Here is a 20534-nt window from a genome sequence, read left to right as displayed (position 1 = left end):
TTCGTATCCGGACCGGGGTCCCGATTTTGTATGGCCACTCAACAATCCCTCCCAATGGACTAGACCTTTCCCCGTCGAGCACGCGAGACTGTCACCTGTGAAACCCGTGAAACACGTCATCGCCCTCGATGTGGGCGGCACCGGGATGAAGGCCGCCCTCGTCGCCGAGGACGGCACCCTGCTGCACGAGGCGCGCCGCGCCACCGGCCGCGAGCGGGGACCCGACGCCGTCGTCGAGACGATCCAGGACTTCGCCGCGGAGCTGCTGCGCACCGGCGAGGAGCGCTTCGGGCGGCCCGCGTCGGCCGCCGGCGTCGCCGTACCCGGCATCGTCGACGCCGAGAACGGGATCGCCGTCTACGCGGCGAACCTGGGCTGGCGCGACGTCCCCCTGCGCGAGCTGATCGGCAGACGCCTCGGCGGCATCCCGGTGGCCCTGGGCCACGACGTCCGCACGGGCGGCCTCGCCGAGGGCCGCATCGGCGCCGGCCGCGGCGCCGACCGCTTCCTCTTCGTCCCGCTGGGCACCGGCATCGCCGGCGCCATCGGGATCGCCGGCCGCATCGAGGCCGGCGCCCACGGCTACGCGGGCGAGATCGGCCACATCGTGGTGCGCCCGGGCGGCCCCGCCTGCGGCTGCGGCCAGCGCGGCTGCCTGGAGACCCTCGCGTCCGCCTCCGCCGTCTCGCGCGCGTGGGCGGCGGCCTCCGGCGACCCCGAGGCGGACGCGGCGCACTGCGCCAAGGCCGTCGAGGCCGGTGACGAGCGGGCCCGCGAGGTCTGGCTCACGGCCGTCGGCGCGCTCGCCGACGGGCTGGTCACCGCGATCACCCTGCTGGACCCGCGCACGCTGATCATCGGTGGCGGGCTGGCCGAGGCCGGGGAAACCTTGTTCACACCACTACGGGCGGCCGTCGAGGAGCGCGTGACGTTCCAGCGGCTGCCGCACATCGTTCCGGCGGCCCTCGGGGACACGGCCGGATGCCTGGGCGCAGGGCTGCTCGCCTGGGACCTACTCGCCACGGAGGTACCCGCCTGATGTCCGGAAGCGCTCACAGCACCGTTCTCTCCGGCGCCAGGGTGGTGCTGCCCACCGGGACCGTCGCCAACGGCCGGGTCATCGTCGACGGCGACCGCATCGCCGGCAGCGCCCGGGAGGGCGCCGACGTCCTGGACCTGTCCGGGCACTGGATCGTCCCCGGCTTCGTGGACGTGCACAACCACGGCGGCGGCGGCGCCTCGTTCACCTCCGGCACCCCCGAGGAGGTCCTCAAGGGCGTACGGACCCACCGCGAGCACGGCACCACCACCCTCGTCGCCTCCACCGTCACCGGGGACCTGGACGAACTCGCCCGGCGCGCCGGACTGCTCGCCGAGCTGACCCAGCAGGGCGAGATCGCGGGCATCCACTTCGAGGGGCCGTTCATCAACCCCTGCCGCAAGGGCGCGCACAAGGAGGAACTGCTCCGCGACCCCGACCCGGCCGAGGTCCGCAAGCTGATCGACGCCGCGCAGGGCGCCGCCCGGATGTTCACCCTCGCCACCGAACTGCCGGGCGGCCTGGACTCCGTACGGCTCCTCGCCGAGCACGGAGTCATCGCGGCCATCGGCCACACGGACTCCACGTACGAGCAGACGCGCCAGGCCATCGACGCGGGCGCGACCGTGGCCACCCACCTCTACAACGCCATGCCGGGCCTGGAGCACCGCGCCCCGGGGCCCATCGCGGCGCTGCTGGAGGACGAGCGGGTCACCGTCGAGCTGATCAACGACGGCGTCCACCTGCACCCGGCCATGCTGGAGCTGGCCTTCCACCACGCCGGCGCGCACCGCGTGGCGCTGATCACCGACGCGATGGACGCGGCCGGCTTCGGCGACGGGACCTACCACCTCGGCCCGCTGGAGGTCGAGGTCAAGCAGGGCGTGGCCCGGCTCGTGGAGGGCGGCTCCATCGCCGGTTCCACCCTCACCCTGGACACCGCCTTCAAGCGGTCGGTGACCGTGGACCGGCTGCCGGTGGAGTCCGTGGTCCAGGCGATCTCCGCGAACCCGGCCAAGCTGATCGGCCTGTACGACCGGATCGGCTCGCTGGAGGCAGGAAAGTACGCCGACCTGGTCGTCCTAGACGCCGCGTTCGACGTCAAGGGCGTCATGCGGCGCGGCGAATGGATCGTCACCCCGGCCGTTCGGGCCGGTTCCTGACGGTTCGTGACACCGGCAGGACACGCGTGGAAGGCGGCCGGCCCGCGGGACTGGGCCGGCCGCTTTCCGTTTGGCATGATCCCGGCAGCAACAGACCCGGGAGTGCCCATGATCCTGACCGTCACGCTCAACACGGCGCTCGACGTCACCTACCGCGTGCCGCGGCTGCTCCCGCACGCCTCGCACCGCGTCTCGGACGTCGCCGAACGCCCCGGCGGCAAGGGCCTCAACGTGGCCCGCGTCCTGGCCGCGCTCGGCCACGAGGTCACCGCCACCGGCTTCGCGGGCGGCCGGACCGGCGCCGTCGTACGGGAACTGCTGGCCCGCTCCGCCGGGGTGAGCGACGCCCTGGTCCCCTGCGCGGGCGCCACCCGGCGCACCCTGGCCGTGGCCGACGCGGCCTCCGGGGACACCACGCAGTTCAACGAGCCGGGCCCGCTGATCACGGCTCCGGAGTGGTCGGCGTTCCTGGCCCGGTACGACACCCTGCTGGCCGGCGCCGAGGCCGTCGCCCTGTGCGGCAGCCTCCCCCCGGGCGTGCCGGTCGGCGCGTACGCCGTCCTCGTACGGGCCGCCCGCGCGGCCGGGGTCCCGGTGCTCCTGGACACCGGCGGCGAGGCCCTGCGCCGCGGGGTCGCCGCCCGCCCGGAGGTCATCAAGCCGAACGCCGCCGAACTGGCGGAGCTCACCGGGTCCCGCGATCCGCTCCCCGCCACCCGCGACGCCCGCCGCCGGGGCGCCCACGCGGTGGTCGCCTCGCTCGGCCCGGCCGGACTGCTGGCCGCCACCCCCGAGGGGGCCTGGCGGGCCGCCCCGCCGCGCCCGCTGGCAGGCAACCCCACCGGAGCCGGCGACTCCGCGGTCGCGGGCCTGCTGTCCGCCCTGGCGGAGGGCCTGGACTGGCCGGCCCGCCTGACCCGCGCGGTCGCCCTGTCGGCGGCCACGGTCCTCGCCCCGGTGGCGGGAGAGTTCGACCCCCGCACCTACGAGGAGGTACGGGGGTCGGTGAAGGTCACCGCGGTCTAGTGCCGGCACCAGACGGGCCGGTGGATCAGAACTGCTCCAGCCACAGCTGGTCGATGTTGACGTTGCAGCTGTTGCCGGCCTCGCACGAGAGCTTGATCGTGTTGGCGCCCTTGTCGAGGTTGACCTGACCCCACGTCGTCTGCCAGCCCTTCTCCCAGTCGCCCTTGGGCGACTTGGCGAAGTTGCGCATGCTGATCGGCGCCTCGTTGGCCTTGCCGTTGATGGTCAGCGTGCCGTTGGCGTCCTCGCCCGGGATGCCGAACCGCACGTAGAACCTGTACTTCCCGGCCTTGGGAACGTCCAGGGTCCACGTCACGGCCGCGCCGGGCTGGTTGAACCGGCCCACGTACTGGCCGCCCGAGCTCTTCGCCCCCGGCACGGTGGTCTCCAGGGCCGCGCCGCCCGTGATGGACATGCCCGCGCCGGCCGCCTCGCCCTTCGGGAGCGGGGCCTCGGAGGGCTTGGGAGAGCCGCTCGGGGCCGGGGACGCCGGGTTCTGCGGGGCGGCCGACTGCTGACCGCCTCCGGCGTCACCGGCCTTGTCGTCGGCCTTCTCCTTGCCGTCGCCGCCGAAGACCAGGGCCGCGCTGATGCCGATCACGACCGCGCCGACCACCGCGACCGCCGCGATGAGCAGGCCCTTGCGGCTGGAGGCGCCGCCGCGGCCGCCCCCGCCGCCGTGGCCGTGACCCCCGCCGCCGCCGTGCGAGGCGATCGCCTGGGTCTGGGAGGACTGCGCCGAGCCGCCCGGCTGCGGCGGAACGCCGTAGCCGCCGGCCTGGAGGGCCTCGGGAGCCTGGTACTGCGCCTGGTAGGACGGCTGGCCCTGCTGGGGAACGGGGCCGCGCGGGCCGCCGCTGCTCCTGCGGTCGCCGACCGTGCGCACCTGGTGGTGGGAGGTCCGCGGGACGCCGGGCTGCGTACCGGGGTGACCGCCGCCCGGGCCGGGGTAGCCGTATCCGCCGCCCTGACCGGGCGGGGTGGCCCCGGCGGCCTGGCCGTCCTCGTAGAGGTAGCCGAACGGATCGTCGTCCTCGGGCTTGTTCGCCCCACTGTGCGAGCCGTTGTTCGCGGGCGTCGTCATCGCAGGTCACTCCTTTCGACCCCCGGGAGCCTACCCCGAACGCGTGCGCCCACGAGCGGCCGATCGCCTCATCCGGCCCGGCGGTGGGACTTGGACCGCGACCGCTTCTCGATGTACATCCGCTGGTCGGCGGAGCGCAGCACCTCGTCCGCGGACATCCCGCAGCTCGCCCATCCGATCCCGAAACTCGCCCCCACGCGCACCGCGCGGCCGTCGACCCGGATCGGCGGGATGATCGCGTTCCGCAGCCGGACCGCGAGGTCGGCGGCGTCCGCGGCGCCCAGGCCGTCGGCGAGGACGACGAACTCGTCACCGCCCAGCCGGGCCACGGTGTCGCCGTCCCTGACGCCGGTCGTCAGCCTCCGGGCGACCTCGATCAGGACCGCGTCGCCCGTGTGGTGCCCGAACCGGTCGTTGATCGACTTGAAGCCGTCGAGGTCGCAGAAGAGCACAGCGAGCCCCTTCGTCCCGTCGTCGATGTCGGTCGCGGGCGCCACCGTGTGCACGTGGTGGTCGTACGGCCCGTCCGCCGGGGCCGCCACCGCCCCGGGGAACTCGAAGGAGTCGGCCCTGGCGAACCGGTCGGTGCCGTCGGGCTGAAAGCCGTGCTCCCCCGCACCACCCGCCTCCCCGTGTACCTCGTACCCCGTACGCACCTCGCGTCCCTCGTAGGCCGCGTCCAGGGCCTCGACGGCGGTGGCCCGCACGGACTGCGGGCGGCGGCACAGCCGGGCCCCGAGCCGGGATCTGAGCTCGGCGCTGTTGGGCAGGCCGGTCAGCGAGTCGTGGCTGGCCCGGTGGGCGAGCTGGAGCTCGTGCCGCTTGCGCTCCTCGATGTCCTCGACGTGGGTCAGCAGGAACCGCGGCCCGTCGGCGGCGTCCGCCACCACGGAGTTGCGCAGCGAGACCCATACGTACGTGCCGTCGCGGCGGCCGAGGCGCAGCTCGGCCCGGCCGCCCTCGGCGGAGGTGCGCAGCAGGGTGCCGATGTCCTCGGGGTGGACCAGGTCGGAGAAGGAGTACCGGCGCAGCACCGAGGCCGGTCTTCCCAGCAGCCGGCACAGCGCGTCGTTGGTCCGCAGCAGCCGCCCGTGCTGGTCCCCGCCCATCTCGGCGATGGCCATGCCGCTGGGCGCGTACTCGAAGGCCTGGCGGAACGACTCCTCACTGGCGCGGAGCGCCTGCTGCTCGCGTTCCAGCCGGACCAGGGCCCGCTGCATGTTCGCGCGGAGCCTGGCGTTGCTGATCGCGATCGCCGCCTGGAAGGCGTACATCTGGAGCGCTTCGCGCCCCCACGCCCCGGGGCGGCGCCCGTTGCGCGGCCTGTCCACCGAAATGACACCCAGAAGTTCCCCGCCGGACGCGTACATGGGTGCGTAGAGCCGGTCCTCGGGGTGCCACTCGTCCTCGAACCGCGGTTCGGGCCCCTCGGTGTGCCACTGGGGGACGTCGTCCTCCATGAGGACCCAGCCCTCGGTGTGCGGGATGAAGCGGAGCCCGTCCCAGTTCTCGCCCATCGTCAGGCGGCGTTCCCAGGAGGCGCGGGAGCCGACCCGGCCGGTGATCAGGGCCTCGGCGGCCGGGTCTCCGGCGAAGGCGGCGACGACGAGGTCCCCGTCAGGGCGTACGAGGTTGACACAGGCGAGTTCGTAGCCGAGCCCCACGACGATGCCGTCCACGACGGTCTGCAGGGTGTCCGCCAGGCTCCGGGCCGTATTGAGCTCGGCCACCACCCGGTGCAGCTGCCGCAGGGTCGCAAGACGGACGTACGGCTCCGACTCGGTCTCCATTGCTCGCTCTCCCCGAGACCTCGACAGCAACTCCAGGTTTGTCATCGGCGTTTCGTTGCGGTGTCCCGTCCACTGAATCACAGTGAGCTGTGCGGCAGGTACACAGGGTCAACAAATCTTGCCCTCTGTGACTCAAGTCACATGAGATGAATAACGGTACCCAATGGACCTCCCCGGGCTGGGAGCGCTCCCCCTCCTTCCCGGGAGCAAACGATACGCCCGGGCCTAGGCCGAGAGGCGGGGGCGCGACTCGGACCAGGGCCCGATGTGCGGCGCGAGGCGCGCGATTAGCGTTTCAGCGTGCCCCAGACGACCCCCGTAACCACCCTGCCCGAGCGAACCCCCCATGCTGAGGGCGTGAGCAATGACGAGTTCCGGGCCGCGATGGCCCGGCTGGCGGCAGGCGTGTGCCTGATCACCGCGCACGAGGCCCCCCTGACGGTCGGCGGACCGCGCGGCGAGGACGTCGGCATGACGGCGACCGCCTTCATGTCCGTATCACTCGACCCGCCGCTGGTGGTGGTGAGCCTGCGCGAGGGCTCCCGGATGGACGACCTGATGGCGGAGCAGCCGCTGTGGGCGGTCTCGGTGCTCGCCGACCACCAGCTCCAGATCGCGGGCCGCTTCTCCATGAAGAACCGGATCAGCGACCGCCTGCTGTTCGCGGACCTCCCGTACGTGCGCGGCGAAGCCTCCGGCGCCCCGCTGCTGACCGGCGCCCTGGCCACCCTCGAATGCCGTACGGAGAACCGCGTGGAGGCGGGCGACCACACCCTGGTCGTCGGCCGCGTGCTGACGGCGGGGCTGCCGTCGCCGGACTCGCCGCCGCTCACGTACTTCCGCGGGCGCTACCGGCACCTCGGGCAGTAGCGGGGGGCGGCGGGGAGGGCGGGCTCGGCGCGGCGGGCGGGGCGTGCGGTGGCCGGTGCGCTACCAGTCGCGGCCGGTGCGGCCCCGCTTGGTCTCGGCCCTGGCCTTCTTCTCGCGCAGCCGGCGCTCGTTGATCCCGCGCGGGATCTTCGTCGCCCGGCGCTGCCGCGGCGGCGGCGCCGTCGCCTCGGCGAGCAGCGAGGCCAGCCGGACCAGCGCCATCTCCCGGTTGCGCAGCTGCGAGCGGTGCTCGGAGGCCCGTACGGTCACGACCCCGTCGACGAGGCGCGAGGCGAGCCGCTCGAGCGCACGCTCCTTCCACACCTCGGGCAGCGCCCTGGTCGCCGCCAGGTCGAAGAGCAGCTCGGCGCGGGAGTCCGAGGTGTTCACGTGCTGTCCGCCGGGCCCCGAGGAACGCGAGAAGCGCCAGGCGAGCTCCGACTCCGGGAGCGCGACCGAACCGCGGATGACATAGGGACCAGGCATGCCCCTATGATCCGTGCCCGCGGCCGCTCCGTCACCCTTATTTCATTCGGGAACCCGGCAGGCCCCTCCTCGCGTTAGAGGGAGCAGCGGTACTTTGACCGCCTGTACGTGCATGTTGGATGAGGAAAGGGACATTCCCATGGCTGTAAGCCTGTCCAAGGGCGGCAACGTCTCGCTCTCGAAGGAGGCCCCCGGTCTGGCTGCCGTCACGGTCGGCCTCGGCTGGGACACCCGCACCACCACCGGTGTGGACTTCGACCTCGACGCCTCGGCCATCGCGGTCAACGCGACCGGAAAGGTCGTCTCCGACGGCCACTTCGTCTTCTTCAACAACAAGTCCACCCCGGACCAGACCATCGTCCACACCGGTGACAACCGCACCGGCGAGGGCGCGGGCGACGACGAGGCCATCAACGTCAACCTCGCCGGCCTGCCGGCCGACGTGGACAAGATCGTCTTCCCGGTCTCCATCTACGACGCGGAGACCCGCAACCAGAACTTCGGGCAGGTCCGCAACGCGTACATCCGCGTCGTGAACCAGGCCGGCGGCACCGAGATCGCCCGCTACGACCTCTCCGAGGACGCGGCGACCGAGACCGCCATGGTCTTCGGCGAGCTCTACCGCAACGGCGCCGAGTGGAAGTTCCGCGCGGTCGGCCAGGGCTACGCCTCCGGCCTCACCGGCATCGCGCAGGACTTCGGCGTCAACGTCTGATTCCACCCCGCGCCGACGGCCGCGCGCGGACCGGTCGTACGGACCGGTCCGCGCGGGCTGCCGTACGGACGCGGTCGCGCGGCCCCGTCCGGGCAGCCCCGCCGGGCGGCCCCGTCCGGCCGCGCGGCGGACACCCGCGCTGGTGAAGCCCCCTCCCGGCCGTCCGGGGAGGGGGCTTCGCTACCGTTCGTCAGGTGATCCTCCACCCGCTCGTCCCCCTGGACGGCGCCCTGCCCGGCCCGGTCCTCACCGAGATCGCCACCCTCTACGCGACGAACCACGCGTTCTTCGAACTGAGCGGCGATTTCCCCGACCCCGGCCGCATCACGGTCGAGCAGGTCGCGGCCGCCCTCGCCGACGAACTCTCCCGCGACGGCGCCGAGGTCCTCCTCGCCCGCTCGGCCGGCCGGCTGGTCGGCCTGGCCACCACCCTCGCCCACCATCCCGACCCGGCGTCCGAGGACCCCGACCCGTGGATCGGGCTGCTGCTGATCGACGCCACCGCGCACCGGGAGGGGTACGGCCGGGTCGTGGCCGGCCTGGTCGAGGACCGTTTCCGCGCCGCCGGGCGCACCGGCCTGCGGCTCGCGGTGCTGGACAACAACCCGAACGCCCTCGCCTTCTGGGAGTCCCAGGGGTACACCGTCCTGCGCCGGGCCAAGGACCGCGAGCTGGGCCGCGACTGCGCGGTGCTGCGCAAGCCGCTCGAAGCCCCGTAGGCCGGTGGGCCGGTACGGGGACAGGCCGGTGGGCCGGCCCGGCTAGCGGGGGGCGGGGGCGGCCGGGCGGTCCTTGCCGTACAGCCAGACGTCCCAGACGTCCTTCAGGTCGTGTCCCGTCGTCTTCTCCGCGTAGGCGGTGAAGTCGGCCGTGCTCGCGTTCCCGTGCCGGTGCTCGGCGGCCCAGCCGCGCAGGAGCGCGAAGAACTTCTCGTCGCCCACCTCCTGCCGGACGCGGTGCAGGACCATCGCGCCGCGGTAGTACACCGGGTTCCCGGAGATGTCCTCGGGCCCCGGCGGGGCGGCCGGCGGGAAGGCGTCCCAGTCGGAGTCGGCGTTCTCGTCGACCTCGGTGTCGCCTTCCAGGAAGGCGTCGAACTCCTCCTGCGCCGTGGGTCCGTCGTGCTCCTCGGTCCACAGCCACTCGGCGTAGGTGGCGAAGCCCTCGTTCAGCCACATGTCCTTCCAGGACTCCGGCGAGACCGAGTTGCCGAACCACTGGTGGGCGAGCTCGTGGAGGAGGAGTTCCTCGGTGCCGGGGGCGCCCGGGAAGACGGGTTTGGTCTGCGTCTCCAGCGCGTAGGCCAGCGTTTCGGCGGGCAGCACGACGGCGCCCGCCGTGCCGAAGGGGTACGGGCCGAACCGGCCGCTGCCCCACTCCACCATCTCCGGCAGCCTCGCGAGCACCCCGGCGCTCCCGGCGGCCTCGTCGGGCGTCACGGCGTTGTAGAGGGCCACCCCGGAGGGCGTGCGCCCCGTGGTCACCCGGTACTTCCCGATGACGGCGGTGGCCAGGTAGCTCGCCATCGGCTCCGGGCTGTGCCACGCGAAGGCGGTCCGCCCGGCGCCGGCCGGGGTGCGGGAGCGCAGCGCGCCGTTCGACACGGCCTCGTAGCCGTCCGGGACGGTCAGCGTGATGTCGTACGCGGCCTTGTCGCTGGGGTGGTGGTTGCCGGGGAACCACGTCATCGAGCCGACCGGTTCGCCGACGCCGACCGCGCCGGCCTCACCGCCCGCACCGCCCGCGCTTCCCGCGCCGACCGGGGTGGTGATCCAGCCCTCCTTGGAGCCGTCCGGGTCGGTGAAGGTCTTCGGCCGGCCGCTGTAGGCGACCTCCGTACGGAAGACCTCGCCCTTCTTCAGGTCCTCGGCGGGACGCACCGTCAGCTCGTTCCCGGTGCGGTTGTACCGGGCGGCCTCGCCCTGCACGGTCAAGGCGTCGACGCGCAGCCCGCTCAGGTCCAGGTTGAAGGAGCTGAGGCCCTGCTCGGCGCGGGCGGTGATGACGGCCCGGCCGCGCAGCCGGTTGCCTGCGGGTTCGTAGTCCAGGTCCAGGGCGTAGTGCTCGACCTGGTAGCCGCCGTTCCCCGCCTTGGGGAAGTACGGGTCGCGCAGCCCCGACGCCCCCGGCCGCCCCTGCACGGTGCCGCCCGTACACGCCGCGGTGAGGGCGAGGAGGGCGGCAGCGGCAGCGGCCGGGACGGCGAGGCGGGAGGAGCGGGATCGGGCACGGTGTTCCACGCGCCCGATCCTAAGCGGGGGAGATGACGGGCTACTTGTCCAGCGCGTCCACGCCGGCCTTGGCGAACTTCTCGTCCAGGTCGCCACTGGGGGCGCCGGCGACACCGATGCCGGCCACCGGGGCGCCCTTGGCCTGCACCGGGGTGCCGCCGCCGAGGAAGAGGGTGCCGGGGATGTCCTTCAGGTTCGGGGTCTGGGCGAGGCGGCCCGCGAGGACGGAGGTCGGGGCGTTCCAGGACACGGCGGTGAAGGCCTTGCGCTCGGCCGACTCGTAGGACTGCGGGCCCGCGCCGTCGCCGCGCAGGGTGACGATGGTGTTGCCGTTGCGGTCGACGACCGCGACCGTCACCCGCTGGTTCTCCTTCTCGGCGGCGTCCAGCGCGGCCCGGGCGGCGCGGGTGGCGGCGTCGACGGTGAGGTGGGTCGAGGTGGTGAAGTTCCGGTCGTCGTCCTTCTTCGCCACGGCGGCGGCCGGGGCGGCGGTGGCACTGGCGCTGACGGCCCCGAAGGTCCCGGCGCCGATGACGGCGGCGAGGGCGGTACCGGTGAGGACGCGGGTACGGGTGTTCATCTCTGCTCCTGAGGACGGTGACACGGGGGGCGGCATCGGGCGGGGCCTCCCGCTCCGCTGGTGCGGTGCGGGCCGGCTCCTTCACTGCTCCAAGCCTGGGGCCGGAACCCCCGCCGGCCCGTCCCCGTACCGGCTCCCGCCGACGACCGCACCGGTTGACCCGGGGGTCAACCGATCGGCCGATGCGCCGCCCCCGACTCCGGTATTGGCTGACACCACCCCCCTCCCCACCAAGAACACCGTCGGCGGCGCGACCCGGTCCCGCCCCCGCCCGAACACCCACCCCGGCGGGCCCCGCCCGTACCCGCGGCGCGGCACAGCACGGTGCAGCCGTACCCGTACCCGTACCCGTACCCGTACCCGACCCGCCCCGCGCCACCGCCCGCCCCGCGTCGCCCCGCAAGGGCCCGGCCGCCCCGCGAGGGGCCCGGCCGCCCCGCGACGGAACCGGCCGCCCCACGAGGGGGCCCGGCCGCCCCGCCAGGGAACCGGCCGACCCGCGAGGGAACCGCGCGGACCCGGCAGGATGGGAGGGCCGCGCCCCCCACCCCAGGAGAAGCCCCCGTGAGCCACCCCCCACCGCGGCGACCGGACACCCGCACCCTGGCCACCGTCACGCACGCGGCGTTCTTCCTGCTCCTCGGCGCGTCCCTGGCCCGGTTCCTGCTCCGCCACCCCGGCGAACCCCGCACCCCGTGGATCATCGCGCTCAGCGTCACGCTCTCCCTGCTGTACGTGCTCGGCCCCGCGGTCGGCGCCACCCCGCCCCCCGGCGCCCGGGCCGCCGGGGGCGCCGCCCCCGCCGCCCCCGCGGCCACCGCACCGGCCCCGCCCCTCGGACGGCTGCTCTGGCTCGGCCTGATCGTCGCCACCTGGGTGGTCCTCGTCGTGCTCGCGCCCAGCTTCGCCTGGTGCGCCGTCCCGCTCTTCTACACCGCGCTGCGCACCCTCCGCCCCCGCGCGGCGATCGTCCTCGTCGCCCTCCTCACCACCTTCGTCGTCATCGCCCAGCTCCAGCTCGCCACCGCCTTCGACCCGAACCTCCTCCTCGCCCCGCCCGCCGTGGCCGCCCTCGCCACCGCCGTCTTCGTCCACACGGAACGCCAGGCCGAGGCCCAGCGGGCCCTGATCGACGACCTCATCCGCACCCGCCGGGAACTGGCCGCCACCGAGCGCCGCGAAGGCACCCTCGCCGAACGGCAGCGGCTGTCCATGGAGATCCACGACACCCTCGCCCAGAACCTCTCCAGCCAGCAGATGCTGCTCCAGGCCGCCGACCGCACCTGGGACACCGACCCCGGCACCGCCCGCGCGCACGTCCGTACCGCCACCGGCATCGCCGCGCGCGGCCTCGCCGAGGCCCGCCGCCTCGTCCACGACCTGGCCCCGTCCGAACTCGCGGGCGGCGCCGGCCTCGCCGACGCCCTGCGCGCCCTGGACGCGGGCCCCCACATCCAGGTCCGCTTCCACCTCGAGGGCACCCCCGCGCCGCTCCCCGGCCGCGTCCAGTCGGCCCTGCTGCGCATCGCCCAGGGAGCACTGGCCAACGTCCGCGAGCACTCCGGCGCCCGCACCGCCGCCCTCACCCTCAGCTTCCTGGGCGACCAGGTCGTCCTGGACATCGCCGACGACGGCCACGGCTTCGCCCAGCCCCGCACCGGCACGGACACGGGCACCGGCGCCTCCGACCGCGGCCACGGCCTCCCGGCGATGCGCGCCCGCGTACGCCAGCTGGGCGGCACCCTGACCATCGAATCCACGCCCGGAGAAGGCACCGTCCTCTCCGCGGCCGTACCCCTGGAGCCCACCGGATGACGACGATCCTGCTCTGCGACGACCACGTCGTGGTCCGCGCCGGACTGCTGGCCCTGCTCGGCAGCGAACCGGACATCGAGGTGCTCGGCGAGGCGGGCAGCGGCGAGGAGGCGGTCGCCCTGGCCGCCAGACTCCGGCCCGACGTGGTCCTGATGGACCTCCAGCTGGGCGAGGGCATCGACGGCGTGGAGGCCACCCGCCGCATCACGGCGCTGCCGGAGCCCCCGCACGTCCTGGTCCTCACCACGTACGACACGGACGCCGACATCACCCGCGCCATCGGCGCGGGCGCCACCGGCTACCTCCTGAAGGCGGAGCGGCCCGAGGAGCTCTTCGCCGCCATCCACTCCGCGGCCGCCGGCCGCACCACCCTCTCCCCACCGGTGGCCAGCCGGGTGATGGCCCACATGCGCGGCACCCGCCCCACCCTGACCGACCGCGAGCTGGACATCCTCGGCCAGCTGGCCCGCGGCCTCGGCAACCGGGACATCGCGCGGGCCCTGTTCATCAGCGAGGCCACGGTCAAGACCCACCTGGGCCGCATCTACGACAAGCTCGGCGTCGACACCCGCGCGGGCGCCGTCTCGGTGGCCAAGGAACAACGCCTCCTCCCGTAACCGCCCGGCATACGCCTCCCCCTCACCTCCCCCTCCCTTCCCCTCCCCCGGCACCCATACGGCCGGGGGCGGCGGCCGCCCGGACCCGTGACACCATCGGGTACGTGCTCGACATCGGCTACTCCCTCTCCCGGCGCTTCCCGGACCCCCCGCAGACCGACTACCGCTCGGCGGACGTCCACACCCTGCGCCACGACCTGTTCTGCGGGGACGTCTACCTCGCCGACACCCATGCGGACCGGGAAGTATCCACAGCCTGGGGATGGGTTCCCGTACTGGACTTCGCCTGGGCCCTGTGCGACATCGTCGAGCAGCTCGACCAAGACCCGCGCGGCAACCGCTCCGCCCACCGCCAGTACGCCGAACTCGACTTCACCGAGTCCACGGACCGGATGCTCTTCGAGCGCCGCTTCGGGTGGGTCGACGTCGAGGCCGACTGGATGCCGGCCGAGGAGGCGCCGCTGACCTTCGGCCACCGCCTGCTGCGCCGCGAGGCCCGCGACTTCCTGCACGACGTCATCGCGGACCTGATCGACATGCACGAGGGCCTCGCCGACAACCCGGCCATCTGGACCCTCCAGGCCCGCTACCCCCGCGTCCCGGCCTAACCAAACCGGCCCCGCCGGGCCCGAACCCCGTACCCAGCCGGGCCGGGCCAAACCAGCCCCGCCGGCGTTTGAGGCGCGGGGTCCGGGGCGGAGCCCCGCGGCTCCCCGAGCCGCCGCTACGCGACCACCCGCACCCCCAGCTGCGCAGCCAACGCCGGCGCCAGGTCGAACAGCTGCGCCGGGCTGATCACCGCCCCGGACAACGCCTCCACCCCGCGCGCGATCTCCAGCACGGCGGCGGCCCGCAGGTCCACGTCCGTCATCCGCGCGGCGGTGAAGTCCACCCCCCGCAGCGCGCAGTCCCGGAACTCCACCCGCTCCAGCACCGCGCCCGCGAAGTCCGGCTCCACCAGCACGCACCCCTCGAACACCACGTCCTTGAGCCGCGCCTTGCGCAGGTTCAGGTAGTCGATCTTCCCCCCGCGCACCACCACCCGCTCCAGCACCGCCCCGTGCAGCTGCACCCCGCCCAGCCGGGCATCGATCAGCTCCACGTCCCGCAAGGACGCTCCGGAAAGGTCCGTGCCCACCCCCCGGACCCCCTCCAGCACCGAGTCCAGGACCCGCGCCTTCGCCAGTCCCGCCTCGTCCAGCACACAGCGCCGCACCGCGCAGTCCATGAACCGGGCCCCGGTCCCCTCCTGGCCCGTCAGGTCCAGGTCGGCGAACTCCACCCCGTCGTAGTCCCCGTCCGGCTCCAGCTCGCCGTCCGCCCACACCGCCAGCTCCGGCAGCCGCACCTCGGGCCGCTTCGCCGCCTTCACCGCCCTCACCGCCTTCGCCGATTCCGCCGATTCCGCCGCCTTCGCCGTCCGCTGCTGCTGCCCGTTTCGCGCCATCCACCCATCCTGACGCACCCCACCGACACCACCCCCTTGACCTCAACCACACTCGAGGTCACAGCCTGGTCCCATGCCGACACCGAATCCCGCACCCGCCCCCTCCCAGACACCCGCACCCGCCCCCGCAGCCGCAGCCGCACCGACACCCCCGCCGCCGGCGCCGCCCATGCACGCCGTCCGCCTCCACGCCTTCGGTCCCGCCGAGAACCTCGTCTACGAGCCCGCCCCCACCCCCGTCCCGGCCCCCGGCCAGGTCCGCATCGCCGTGGCCGCCGCCGGTGTGCACCTCCTCGACACCGCCCTGCGCGAAGGCAACCTGGGCCCGTTCCCCACCCTCCCCGAGCTCCCCACCGTTCCCGGCCGCGAAGTCGCCGGCACCGTCGACGCCCTCGGCCCCGGCACCGACCCCGCCTGGCTCGGCCGCGACGTCGTCGTCCACCTCGGCCTCGCCCCCGGCGGGTACGCCGAGTACGCCGTCGCCGACGCCGGCCGGCTGCACCCCGTACCGCCGGGTCTCGGTCCGGCCGAGGCCGTCGCCATGATCGGCACCGGCCGCACCGCCCTCGGCATCCTCCAGTTCACCGACCTCGGCCCGGACAGCGTCGCCCTGGTCCCCGCCGCCGCCGGCGGCATCGGCACCCTGCTCGTCCAGTACGCCGTCAGCGCCGGAGCCACCGTCATCGCCCTCGCCGGCGGCCCCGACAAGACGGCGCGGGCCGCCGCGAACGGCGCCCACCTCGCCCTCGACTACACCGACCCCGCCTGGTCCGACACGGTCCGCGCCCACCACCCCGGCGGCGCCACCATCCTCTTCGACTCCGTCGGCGGCCCCGTCACCCGCACCGCCCTCGACCTGCTCGCCCCCGGCGCCCTGCGCCTCGTCTTCGGCTGGTCCGCCGGACCGCTCACCCTCACCGACGCCGAGGAAGCCGCCCTGACCGCCCGTGGCATCACCACCCGCCAGGTCCTCGGCCCGGCCATGTTCCGGCTCGTCGGGACCCCCGATCCGCTACGCACCCTGGAAACCCGCGCCCTCGCCGAGGCGGCCGCCGGCCGGCTCCGCCCGGCCGTCACCCGCTTCCCCCTCGCCGAAGCGGCCGCCGCCCACCACGCCCTGGAGACCCGCGCGACCACGGGCAAGGTCATCCTGGAACCCTGACCCGGCCACCGGCGGCCACCAGCCGAGCCCAACCCCGTCAGAGTCCGGCCGGCAAGGGGTCCGGTGCCGGGTTCCGAGGTCCACGCGACGACCACCGTGGCGTGCGTACCGGTCGCCGACGATGAGCTGAGCAGTGAGGACGCACCCGCCCCATCCTGGTCGGGACTTGTCCGCTGGTGGGAGGGGAACGGCCATGGCACGGCGACTCCGGTTCATCGGTACCAACTCCGGCAACGACGGGTGCCCGACCCTGTACGAGGACCTGGACACCGGGGAGGTCTGGTCCAAGGCGACGCGGTGACCGACCCCCACGACGTGGCGCAGCTCCGGAACGTCAAGGAAAGGGAGGGGTTCGTGGTCGTCCCGCGCGCGCTCCTGGCCGACTTCGCGCCCCGGGACGCGGAAAGGACGCCCGCGCTGATCGGCTTCGAGGAGTTCGCCGGGATGTTCCGGACCTTCGCGCACACGGCTTGGCGCCTCGAAACCCGGCGTCGCTACCAGTCCGATGAGGAGACCGAGACTTACCAGCGGTTCATTCGGGGCGAGGATGCCGGCTGGGACCTGGACGACCCTTGGTGTGTGTCCCGGCGTGAACAGTCCGCCCTGGGCGAGCGCTTCGAGCGGGTACGGATCGCCGACAACCTGCCCACCCCCGGTCAGCGCTACCTGCTCGACAACGCCCGCCGGAACGGCGCGGTGGGCGAGGACATCCGCAACCTGTGGCGCTCCGAGGCCGAGCGGCTCCAACTCCCCGACGAAGACTTCTGGCTCTTCGACGTCTGGCAGGGTCCACCGTCGTGGGCATGCTCCAGACCGCCGAGTACGCCCGCCACGTCTTCACCCGCTACGCCGACCTCCACCAGTCCGTCCGGGACACGGAGGAGGCCGTACAGGCCCGCGTGAAGCGTCAGGAGATGCTGTACGAGCCGGGGCGCACGTTCCACATCGTGATGTGGGAGGCCGCGCTCCGGGCTCTCGTATGCCCTCCGCCCGTGCTGGCCGCCCAGCTCGACCGCCTGGCGGGCGTCCTCGGGCTGGACACCGTCTCCCTGGGCATCGTCCCGTTCGGCGCCTCCCTGAAGATCCCGCCGGCCAACGGCTTCTGGCTCTACGACGACCGCCTGGTGACCGCGGAGGACTGGCACGCGGAACTCTGGCTGGACGACGCGGACAGCGTCGGCGTCTACCGGAAGGTCTGGCAGGCACTCTCCGATTCTGCGGTCTACGGCGCCGACGCCCACCGCGTAATCGCCCGCGCCCGTCGGTCTCTCGACAGCGCCTGAGAATCCCCCGGAAGATCACGGAACGGCACCTCCTGGGCCTGGCTCGACTCCCCGGAGCACCCGGTCCCGGCCGTCGGGTAGTCGGTCGGCGCACCCGCCTGGTGTCGTCGTCTCACGGTCCCGGGCAGGTGCCCGGCGGCTACTCAGCCCCGCCCAGCTTGCGGAGTGCGCCGCCCGTCAGGCGGTTCACCGACCACCCGTCCATCGGCACCGCCCCGACCGACCGGTAGAAGTCGACCGCGGGCGTGTTCCAGTCGAGGACCGACCACTCGAGCCGCTCGTACCCCCGCTCCACGCACGTCCGCGCCAGTTCCGCCAGCAGCGCCTTGCCGTGGCCGCCCCCGCGCGCGCCGGGGCGTACGTACAGGTCCTCCAGGTAGATCCCGTGCGCCCCGCGCCACGTCGAGAAGCTCAGGAACCACACCGCGAACCCGACGGGCTCACCCGCCTCCGACTCCGCGATGAGCCCGAACACCGCCGGCCGCTCCCCGAACAGCGCCTCCCGCAACTGCTCCTCGGTCGCGCGGGCCTCCCCCGGCTCCTTCTCGTACTCCGCCAGCTCACGGATCATGTCCCGGATGACGGGAACGTCGGCGACACACGCGTTACGGATCATGCCCGCACTCTAGACATCCCGGCCTCCAGCCATCCCGGGCCCCCAGGCGTCCCGAACTCGACCCCTGTCGTCCCGGCCTCAACCCCTGTCGTCCCGAACTCAACCCCTGTCGTTCCGGCCCTTACACATCCCGCCCCATCAGCAGCTCCGCCACCGCCCGTTGCTCGTGCGGCAGCCGCTCCTCCCCGTCCTGCACCTCCCACAGGCAGTTCTGCAGCACCCGCCCCAGCGTCCAGGCCCGCGCCCGTTCCCGGTCCAGCCCCAGCACCTCCGCCAAGAGGTCGAACCGCCACCGCACCTCCCCCGCCGCGAAGTTGTTCACCAGCGCCGGCAGCAGCTCGAAACCCGCGTCCCCCGCCAGCGGCTTCGGGTCGATCGCCAGCCACTCCTCGCGGCCCCCGGCGCCGCCGCCAAGCACGTTGCCGTAGTGCAGGTCCCAGTGCAGCAGCCGGTCCCCGGGCTCCCCCGCCACCTCCGCCAGGGCCGCCGCGCAGTCCGCCAGCACCCGCCGGTCCCGCCCGTCCGCCAGCCGCCGCAGCGCCCCCGGTACGTCCTGCAGCATTCCGGCCGCCATCGCGCCGAGCCCCCGCAGCCCCGCCGGGGCCGGCGTCGCCGTCAGCCGTGCCAGCAGCCCGGCGACCACCGCCACCGCCTCGCGCGGGTCCCGCTCCGCGACCGCCGTCAGCGGCCGCCGCTCGTCCAGACGCTCCAGCAGCATCGCCCCCGACGCCGCGTCGTGCTCCCACAGCCGTACGGCGCCGTCCCCGTCCCACGCCCGCAGCGCCACCGGCTCCCCGACCGTCTCCTCGTCCACCGGCTGGAGCTTCAGCGCCGCCGGCGTCCCGTCCGACCGCTCCACCGGCAGCACCAGAGCCGCTACGCCGTGCATCCCGGGCCCCGTTCGCCGCAGCTCCCACCGCGCCAGGAACCGCCCCGCCAGGGCCGGCAGTCCGGCGATGAACTCCCGGCCCGCCGCACCGCCGTACGTCGCCTGCGCCTCGACCAGCCCCTCCGGGATCTCCGCGACCGCGACCTTCCCGATGCCCTCGATGCCCTCGATGCCCTCGATGTCCTCGACCCTGTCGACCATGGTCCCGAGGCTACGACGGCCGCTTCCGGGGTAACCACACGGCGCACGAGCACGCACGACCACACGCAAGCGCGTACGAATCGCCCGCGCGCAGCACCGGTGAACACACACCGCCGGGAAACCGTATGAGGGAGACCGCATGACCGTGTCCGACCGCTACCGCACGTCCTGGGACGGCTTCTGGGAGCAGAGCTCCGGCGAACCGGGCGAGCCCTTCTGGGACGCCGACCCCGCCCTCACCGCCGCACGCGACCTCCCCCGCCTCACCCCGTACGCCGACCCGGCCCTCCCCATCGCCGACCTCGGCTGCGGCAACGGCACCCAGACGCGCTACCTCGCCACCCGCTTCCCCCGCGCCGTCGGCGTCGACCTCTCGGCCGCCGCCGTCGCCCACGCCCGCCGCGCCGATCCGGCGGGCACCGCCGCGTACGAGCAGCTGAACCTCGCCGACGCGGACCAGGCCCAGGCGCGCGCCCTGCACGTTCGCCTCGGCGACAGCAACGTCTACATGCGGGCCGTCCTCCACCAGAGCGACCCCGAGGACCGCCCCGCCGTCGCCGCCGCCGCCGCCGCCCTCGTCGGCGCCCGAGGGCGCGCCCTCGTCCTGGAGCCGACCGGCGACGCCAAGCGGGTCATCGCCGCCATCGCCGAACAGCCCGGCGGCCCCTCCCCGAAGCTGCGCCGCGTCAAGGAACACGACCTCCGTCCCGGCGAAGTCGCCGAGGGCGAGGTCGGCGCCCTGCTGCGCGCCGCCGGCCTCACCGTTCTGGCGGAGGGCCCCACCACCCTCGTGATGAGCGAGAACCTGGCGGACGGCTCCCCGGTGGAACTGCCCGCCCGCTGGTTCGTCGCGGGCCGCGCCTGACGGACCCGCCCGGCCCCCGCCTGACGCACCCGGACCGCCCCGGACCCGCCCGGCCCCCGCCTGACGCACCCGGACCGCCCCGGACCCGCCCGGCCCCCGCCTGACACGCGCGGCCCCCACCGGCTACCCGCCGACGCCGGCCTCCTTGAGCGCCGCGGCGAGCGCCGCCCCGTCGAAGATCGACCCGGCGGCGCGCGCCGGAAGGGGCTTCCCGTCCGGCAGCACCAGCGGCGTCCCCCGCGCACCGGTCGCGCGGAACGCCTCGGCGGCCTCGCCCACCCACGCCTTGTACGTCTGCTCCGCGACGGCCTTGTCGAAGTCGCCCGCACCGCGCAGCCCCGGCACCCCGTCGGCGATCCGCAGCAGCTCGTCCGTGAACCTCCCCTTCGGCTGGCTCGCGAACAGCGCCGCCTGGTACTCGGCGAACTTCCCCTTGTCCACCGACGCCCGCAGCGCGTTCACGGCGATCCCGGAGCCGCTGCCCCGCTCGTCGAGGAACGAGGCCAGTACGTACTCGACCTTCAGCCCGCCGTCGCCCGCCAGCTTGAGCAGCGCCTCGCCGCCGGTCCGCTCGAACTTCGCGCAGTAGCCGCAGTGCGGGTCGACGAGCACCCGCACCGTGTGCGGCGCGTCCGTCGCGCCCACGACGACCCTC

At 74.2% G+C, this 20534-nt stretch carries 22 protein-coding genes; 13 read left to right on the top strand and 9 right to left on the bottom strand.

The window, feature by feature from the left end; translation table 11 throughout:
* Positions 1-106: 106 nt before the first annotated feature.
* The 3 genes from OTB16_RS30920 (at position 107) to OTB16_RS30910 (ending at position 3228) form a co-directional block, all read left to right on the top strand.
* Positions 107-1039 carry an ROK family protein gene (locus OTB16_RS30920; RefSeq protein ID WP_267724596.1) on the top strand — a complete coding sequence of 311 codons (933 nt, stop codon included), beginning with the start codon at positions 107-109 and terminating at the stop codon, positions 1037-1039.
* Positions 1039-2202, top strand: a complete 1164-nt coding sequence (nagA, locus tag OTB16_RS30915) for an N-acetylglucosamine-6-phosphate deacetylase (protein ID WP_267724542.1) — start codon at positions 1039-1041, stop codon at positions 2200-2202. The genes OTB16_RS30920 and nagA overlap by 1 nt, the downstream gene beginning before the upstream one ends.
* Positions 2203-2310: 108 nt before the next feature.
* Entirely contained in the window at positions 2311-3228 is a 918-nt protein-coding gene (locus OTB16_RS30910; RefSeq protein WP_267724539.1) for a 1-phosphofructokinase family hexose kinase, read from the top strand.
* 25 nt (positions 3229-3253) lie between these two features.
* On the opposite strand, the gene OTB16_RS30905 is transcribed toward OTB16_RS30910, so the two are convergent.
* Both OTB16_RS30905 and cdgB read right to left on the bottom strand, forming a co-directional pair.
* Positions 3254-4312 (bottom strand): CBM35 domain-containing protein, encoded by a 1059-nt coding sequence (locus OTB16_RS30905; protein WP_267724536.1) that lies wholly within the window; start codon positions 4310-4312, stop codon positions 3254-3256.
* A 68-nt stretch (positions 4313-4380) separates the two neighbouring features.
* Complete coding sequence (gene cdgB, locus OTB16_RS30900; protein ID WP_267724534.1) at positions 4381-6102, bottom strand: diguanylate cyclase CdgB; 1722 nt, start codon at positions 6100-6102, stop codon at positions 4381-4383.
* A 384-nt stretch (positions 6103-6486) separates the two neighbouring features.
* On the opposite strand from cdgB, the gene OTB16_RS30895 reads away from it, so the two are divergent.
* Complete coding sequence (locus OTB16_RS30895) at positions 6487-6972, top strand: flavin reductase family protein (protein ID WP_420717838.1); 486 nt, start codon at positions 6487-6489, stop codon at positions 6970-6972.
* Positions 6973-7032: 60 nt separating this feature from the next.
* On the opposite strand, the gene arfB is transcribed toward OTB16_RS30895, so the two are convergent.
* Positions 7033-7458, bottom strand: a complete 426-nt coding sequence (gene arfB / locus OTB16_RS30890; RefSeq protein ID WP_267724530.1) for an alternative ribosome rescue aminoacyl-tRNA hydrolase ArfB — start codon at positions 7456-7458, stop codon at positions 7033-7035.
* A gap of 139 nt (positions 7459-7597) precedes the next feature.
* Between arfB and OTB16_RS30885 the strand changes: the two genes are divergently transcribed.
* Both OTB16_RS30885 and OTB16_RS30880 read left to right on the top strand, forming a co-directional pair.
* Positions 7598-8173 carry a TerD family protein gene (locus OTB16_RS30885; protein ID WP_267724528.1) on the top strand — a complete coding sequence of 192 codons (576 nt, stop codon included), beginning with the start codon at positions 7598-7600 and terminating at the stop codon, positions 8171-8173.
* A gap of 194 nt (positions 8174-8367) precedes the next feature.
* Positions 8368-8892, top strand: coding sequence for a GNAT family N-acetyltransferase (locus OTB16_RS30880; RefSeq protein WP_267724526.1), 525 nt, complete (start codon positions 8368-8370; stop codon positions 8890-8892).
* A 42-nt stretch (positions 8893-8934) separates the two neighbouring features.
* On the opposite strand, the gene OTB16_RS30875 is transcribed toward OTB16_RS30880, so the two are convergent.
* Positions 8935-10413, bottom strand: a complete 1479-nt coding sequence (locus tag OTB16_RS30875; protein ID WP_267724524.1) for a M1 family metallopeptidase — start codon at positions 10411-10413, stop codon at positions 8935-8937.
* Positions 10414-10444: 31 nt separating this feature from the next.
* The gene (locus OTB16_RS30870) at positions 10445-10984 is read right to left on the bottom strand and encodes a GlcG/HbpS family heme-binding protein (RefSeq protein ID WP_267724522.1); all 540 of its coding nucleotides are present in this window, start codon (positions 10982-10984) and stop codon (positions 10445-10447) included.
* A 564-nt stretch (positions 10985-11548) separates the two neighbouring features.
* Here OTB16_RS30870 and OTB16_RS30865 point away from each other — a divergent pair.
* The 3 genes from OTB16_RS30865 to OTB16_RS30855 all read left to right on the top strand — a co-directional run bounded on the left by OTB16_RS30865 (position 11549) and on the right by OTB16_RS30855 (position 14024).
* Entirely contained in the window at positions 11549-12799 is a 1251-nt protein-coding gene (locus OTB16_RS30865) for a sensor histidine kinase (protein WP_267724521.1), read from the top strand.
* Positions 12796-13416 carry a response regulator gene (locus OTB16_RS30860; RefSeq protein ID WP_267724519.1) on the top strand — a complete coding sequence of 207 codons (621 nt, stop codon included), beginning with the start codon at positions 12796-12798 and terminating at the stop codon, positions 13414-13416. Before OTB16_RS30865 ends, OTB16_RS30860 begins: the two co-directional genes overlap by 4 nt.
* A gap of 104 nt (positions 13417-13520) precedes the next feature.
* The gene (locus OTB16_RS30855; RefSeq protein WP_267724516.1) at positions 13521-14024 is read left to right on the top strand and encodes a hypothetical protein; all 504 of its coding nucleotides are present in this window, start codon (positions 13521-13523) and stop codon (positions 14022-14024) included.
* Positions 14025-14140: 116 nt separating this feature from the next.
* Here the strand turns inward: OTB16_RS30855 and OTB16_RS30850 are convergent, their stop codons facing one another.
* Positions 14141-14863 (bottom strand): pentapeptide repeat-containing protein, encoded by a 723-nt coding sequence (locus OTB16_RS30850; RefSeq protein ID WP_267724513.1) that lies wholly within the window; start codon positions 14861-14863, stop codon positions 14141-14143.
* Positions 14864-15032: 169 nt separating this feature from the next.
* Between OTB16_RS30850 and OTB16_RS30845 the strand changes: the two genes are divergently transcribed.
* The 3 genes from OTB16_RS30845 (at position 15033) to OTB16_RS30835 (ending at position 17308) form a co-directional block, all read left to right on the top strand.
* Complete coding sequence (locus OTB16_RS30845; protein WP_267724595.1) at positions 15033-16025, top strand: zinc-binding dehydrogenase; 993 nt, start codon at positions 15033-15035, stop codon at positions 16023-16025.
* A 297-nt stretch (positions 16026-16322) separates the two neighbouring features.
* Positions 16323-16928: a DUF6879 family protein gene (locus OTB16_RS39360; RefSeq protein ID WP_420717836.1), complete on the top strand. Its 606-nt coding sequence runs from the start codon at positions 16323-16325 to the stop codon at positions 16926-16928.
* Positions 16829-17308, top strand: coding sequence for a DUF5753 domain-containing protein (locus tag OTB16_RS30835; RefSeq protein ID WP_420717835.1), 480 nt, complete (start codon positions 16829-16831; stop codon positions 17306-17308). The genes OTB16_RS39360 and OTB16_RS30835 overlap by 100 nt, the downstream gene beginning before the upstream one ends.
* 139 nt (positions 17309-17447) lie before the next feature.
* On the opposite strand, the gene OTB16_RS30830 is transcribed toward OTB16_RS30835, so the two are convergent.
* Complete coding sequence (locus tag OTB16_RS30830) at positions 17448-17924, bottom strand: GNAT family N-acetyltransferase (protein WP_267724510.1); 477 nt, start codon at positions 17922-17924, stop codon at positions 17448-17450.
* 121 nt (positions 17925-18045) lie between these two features.
* A complete protein-coding gene (locus tag OTB16_RS30825) occupies positions 18046-18966 on the bottom strand; it encodes an aminoglycoside phosphotransferase family protein (RefSeq protein WP_420717837.1) in 921 nt (306 codons plus the stop codon).
* Between the two features lie 187 nt (positions 18967-19153).
* Here OTB16_RS30825 and OTB16_RS30820 point away from each other — a divergent pair, with 187 nt between their 5' ends.
* A complete protein-coding gene (locus tag OTB16_RS30820) occupies positions 19154-19879 on the top strand; it encodes a class I SAM-dependent methyltransferase (protein ID WP_267724505.1) in 726 nt (241 codons plus the stop codon).
* A 123-nt stretch (positions 19880-20002) separates the two neighbouring features.
* On the opposite strand, the gene OTB16_RS30815 is transcribed toward OTB16_RS30820, so the two are convergent.
* Complete coding sequence (locus tag OTB16_RS30815; protein ID WP_267724502.1) at positions 20003-20524, bottom strand: DsbA family protein; 522 nt, start codon at positions 20522-20524, stop codon at positions 20003-20005.
* Positions 20525-20534: the final 10 nt, after the last annotated feature.

The organism is Streptomyces antarcticus (assembly GCF_026627255.1).
Lineage (GTDB): Bacteria > Actinomycetota > Actinomycetes > Streptomycetales > Streptomycetaceae > Streptomyces > Streptomyces antarcticus.
This window is presented reverse-complemented; position numbering and strand designations above follow the sequence as displayed.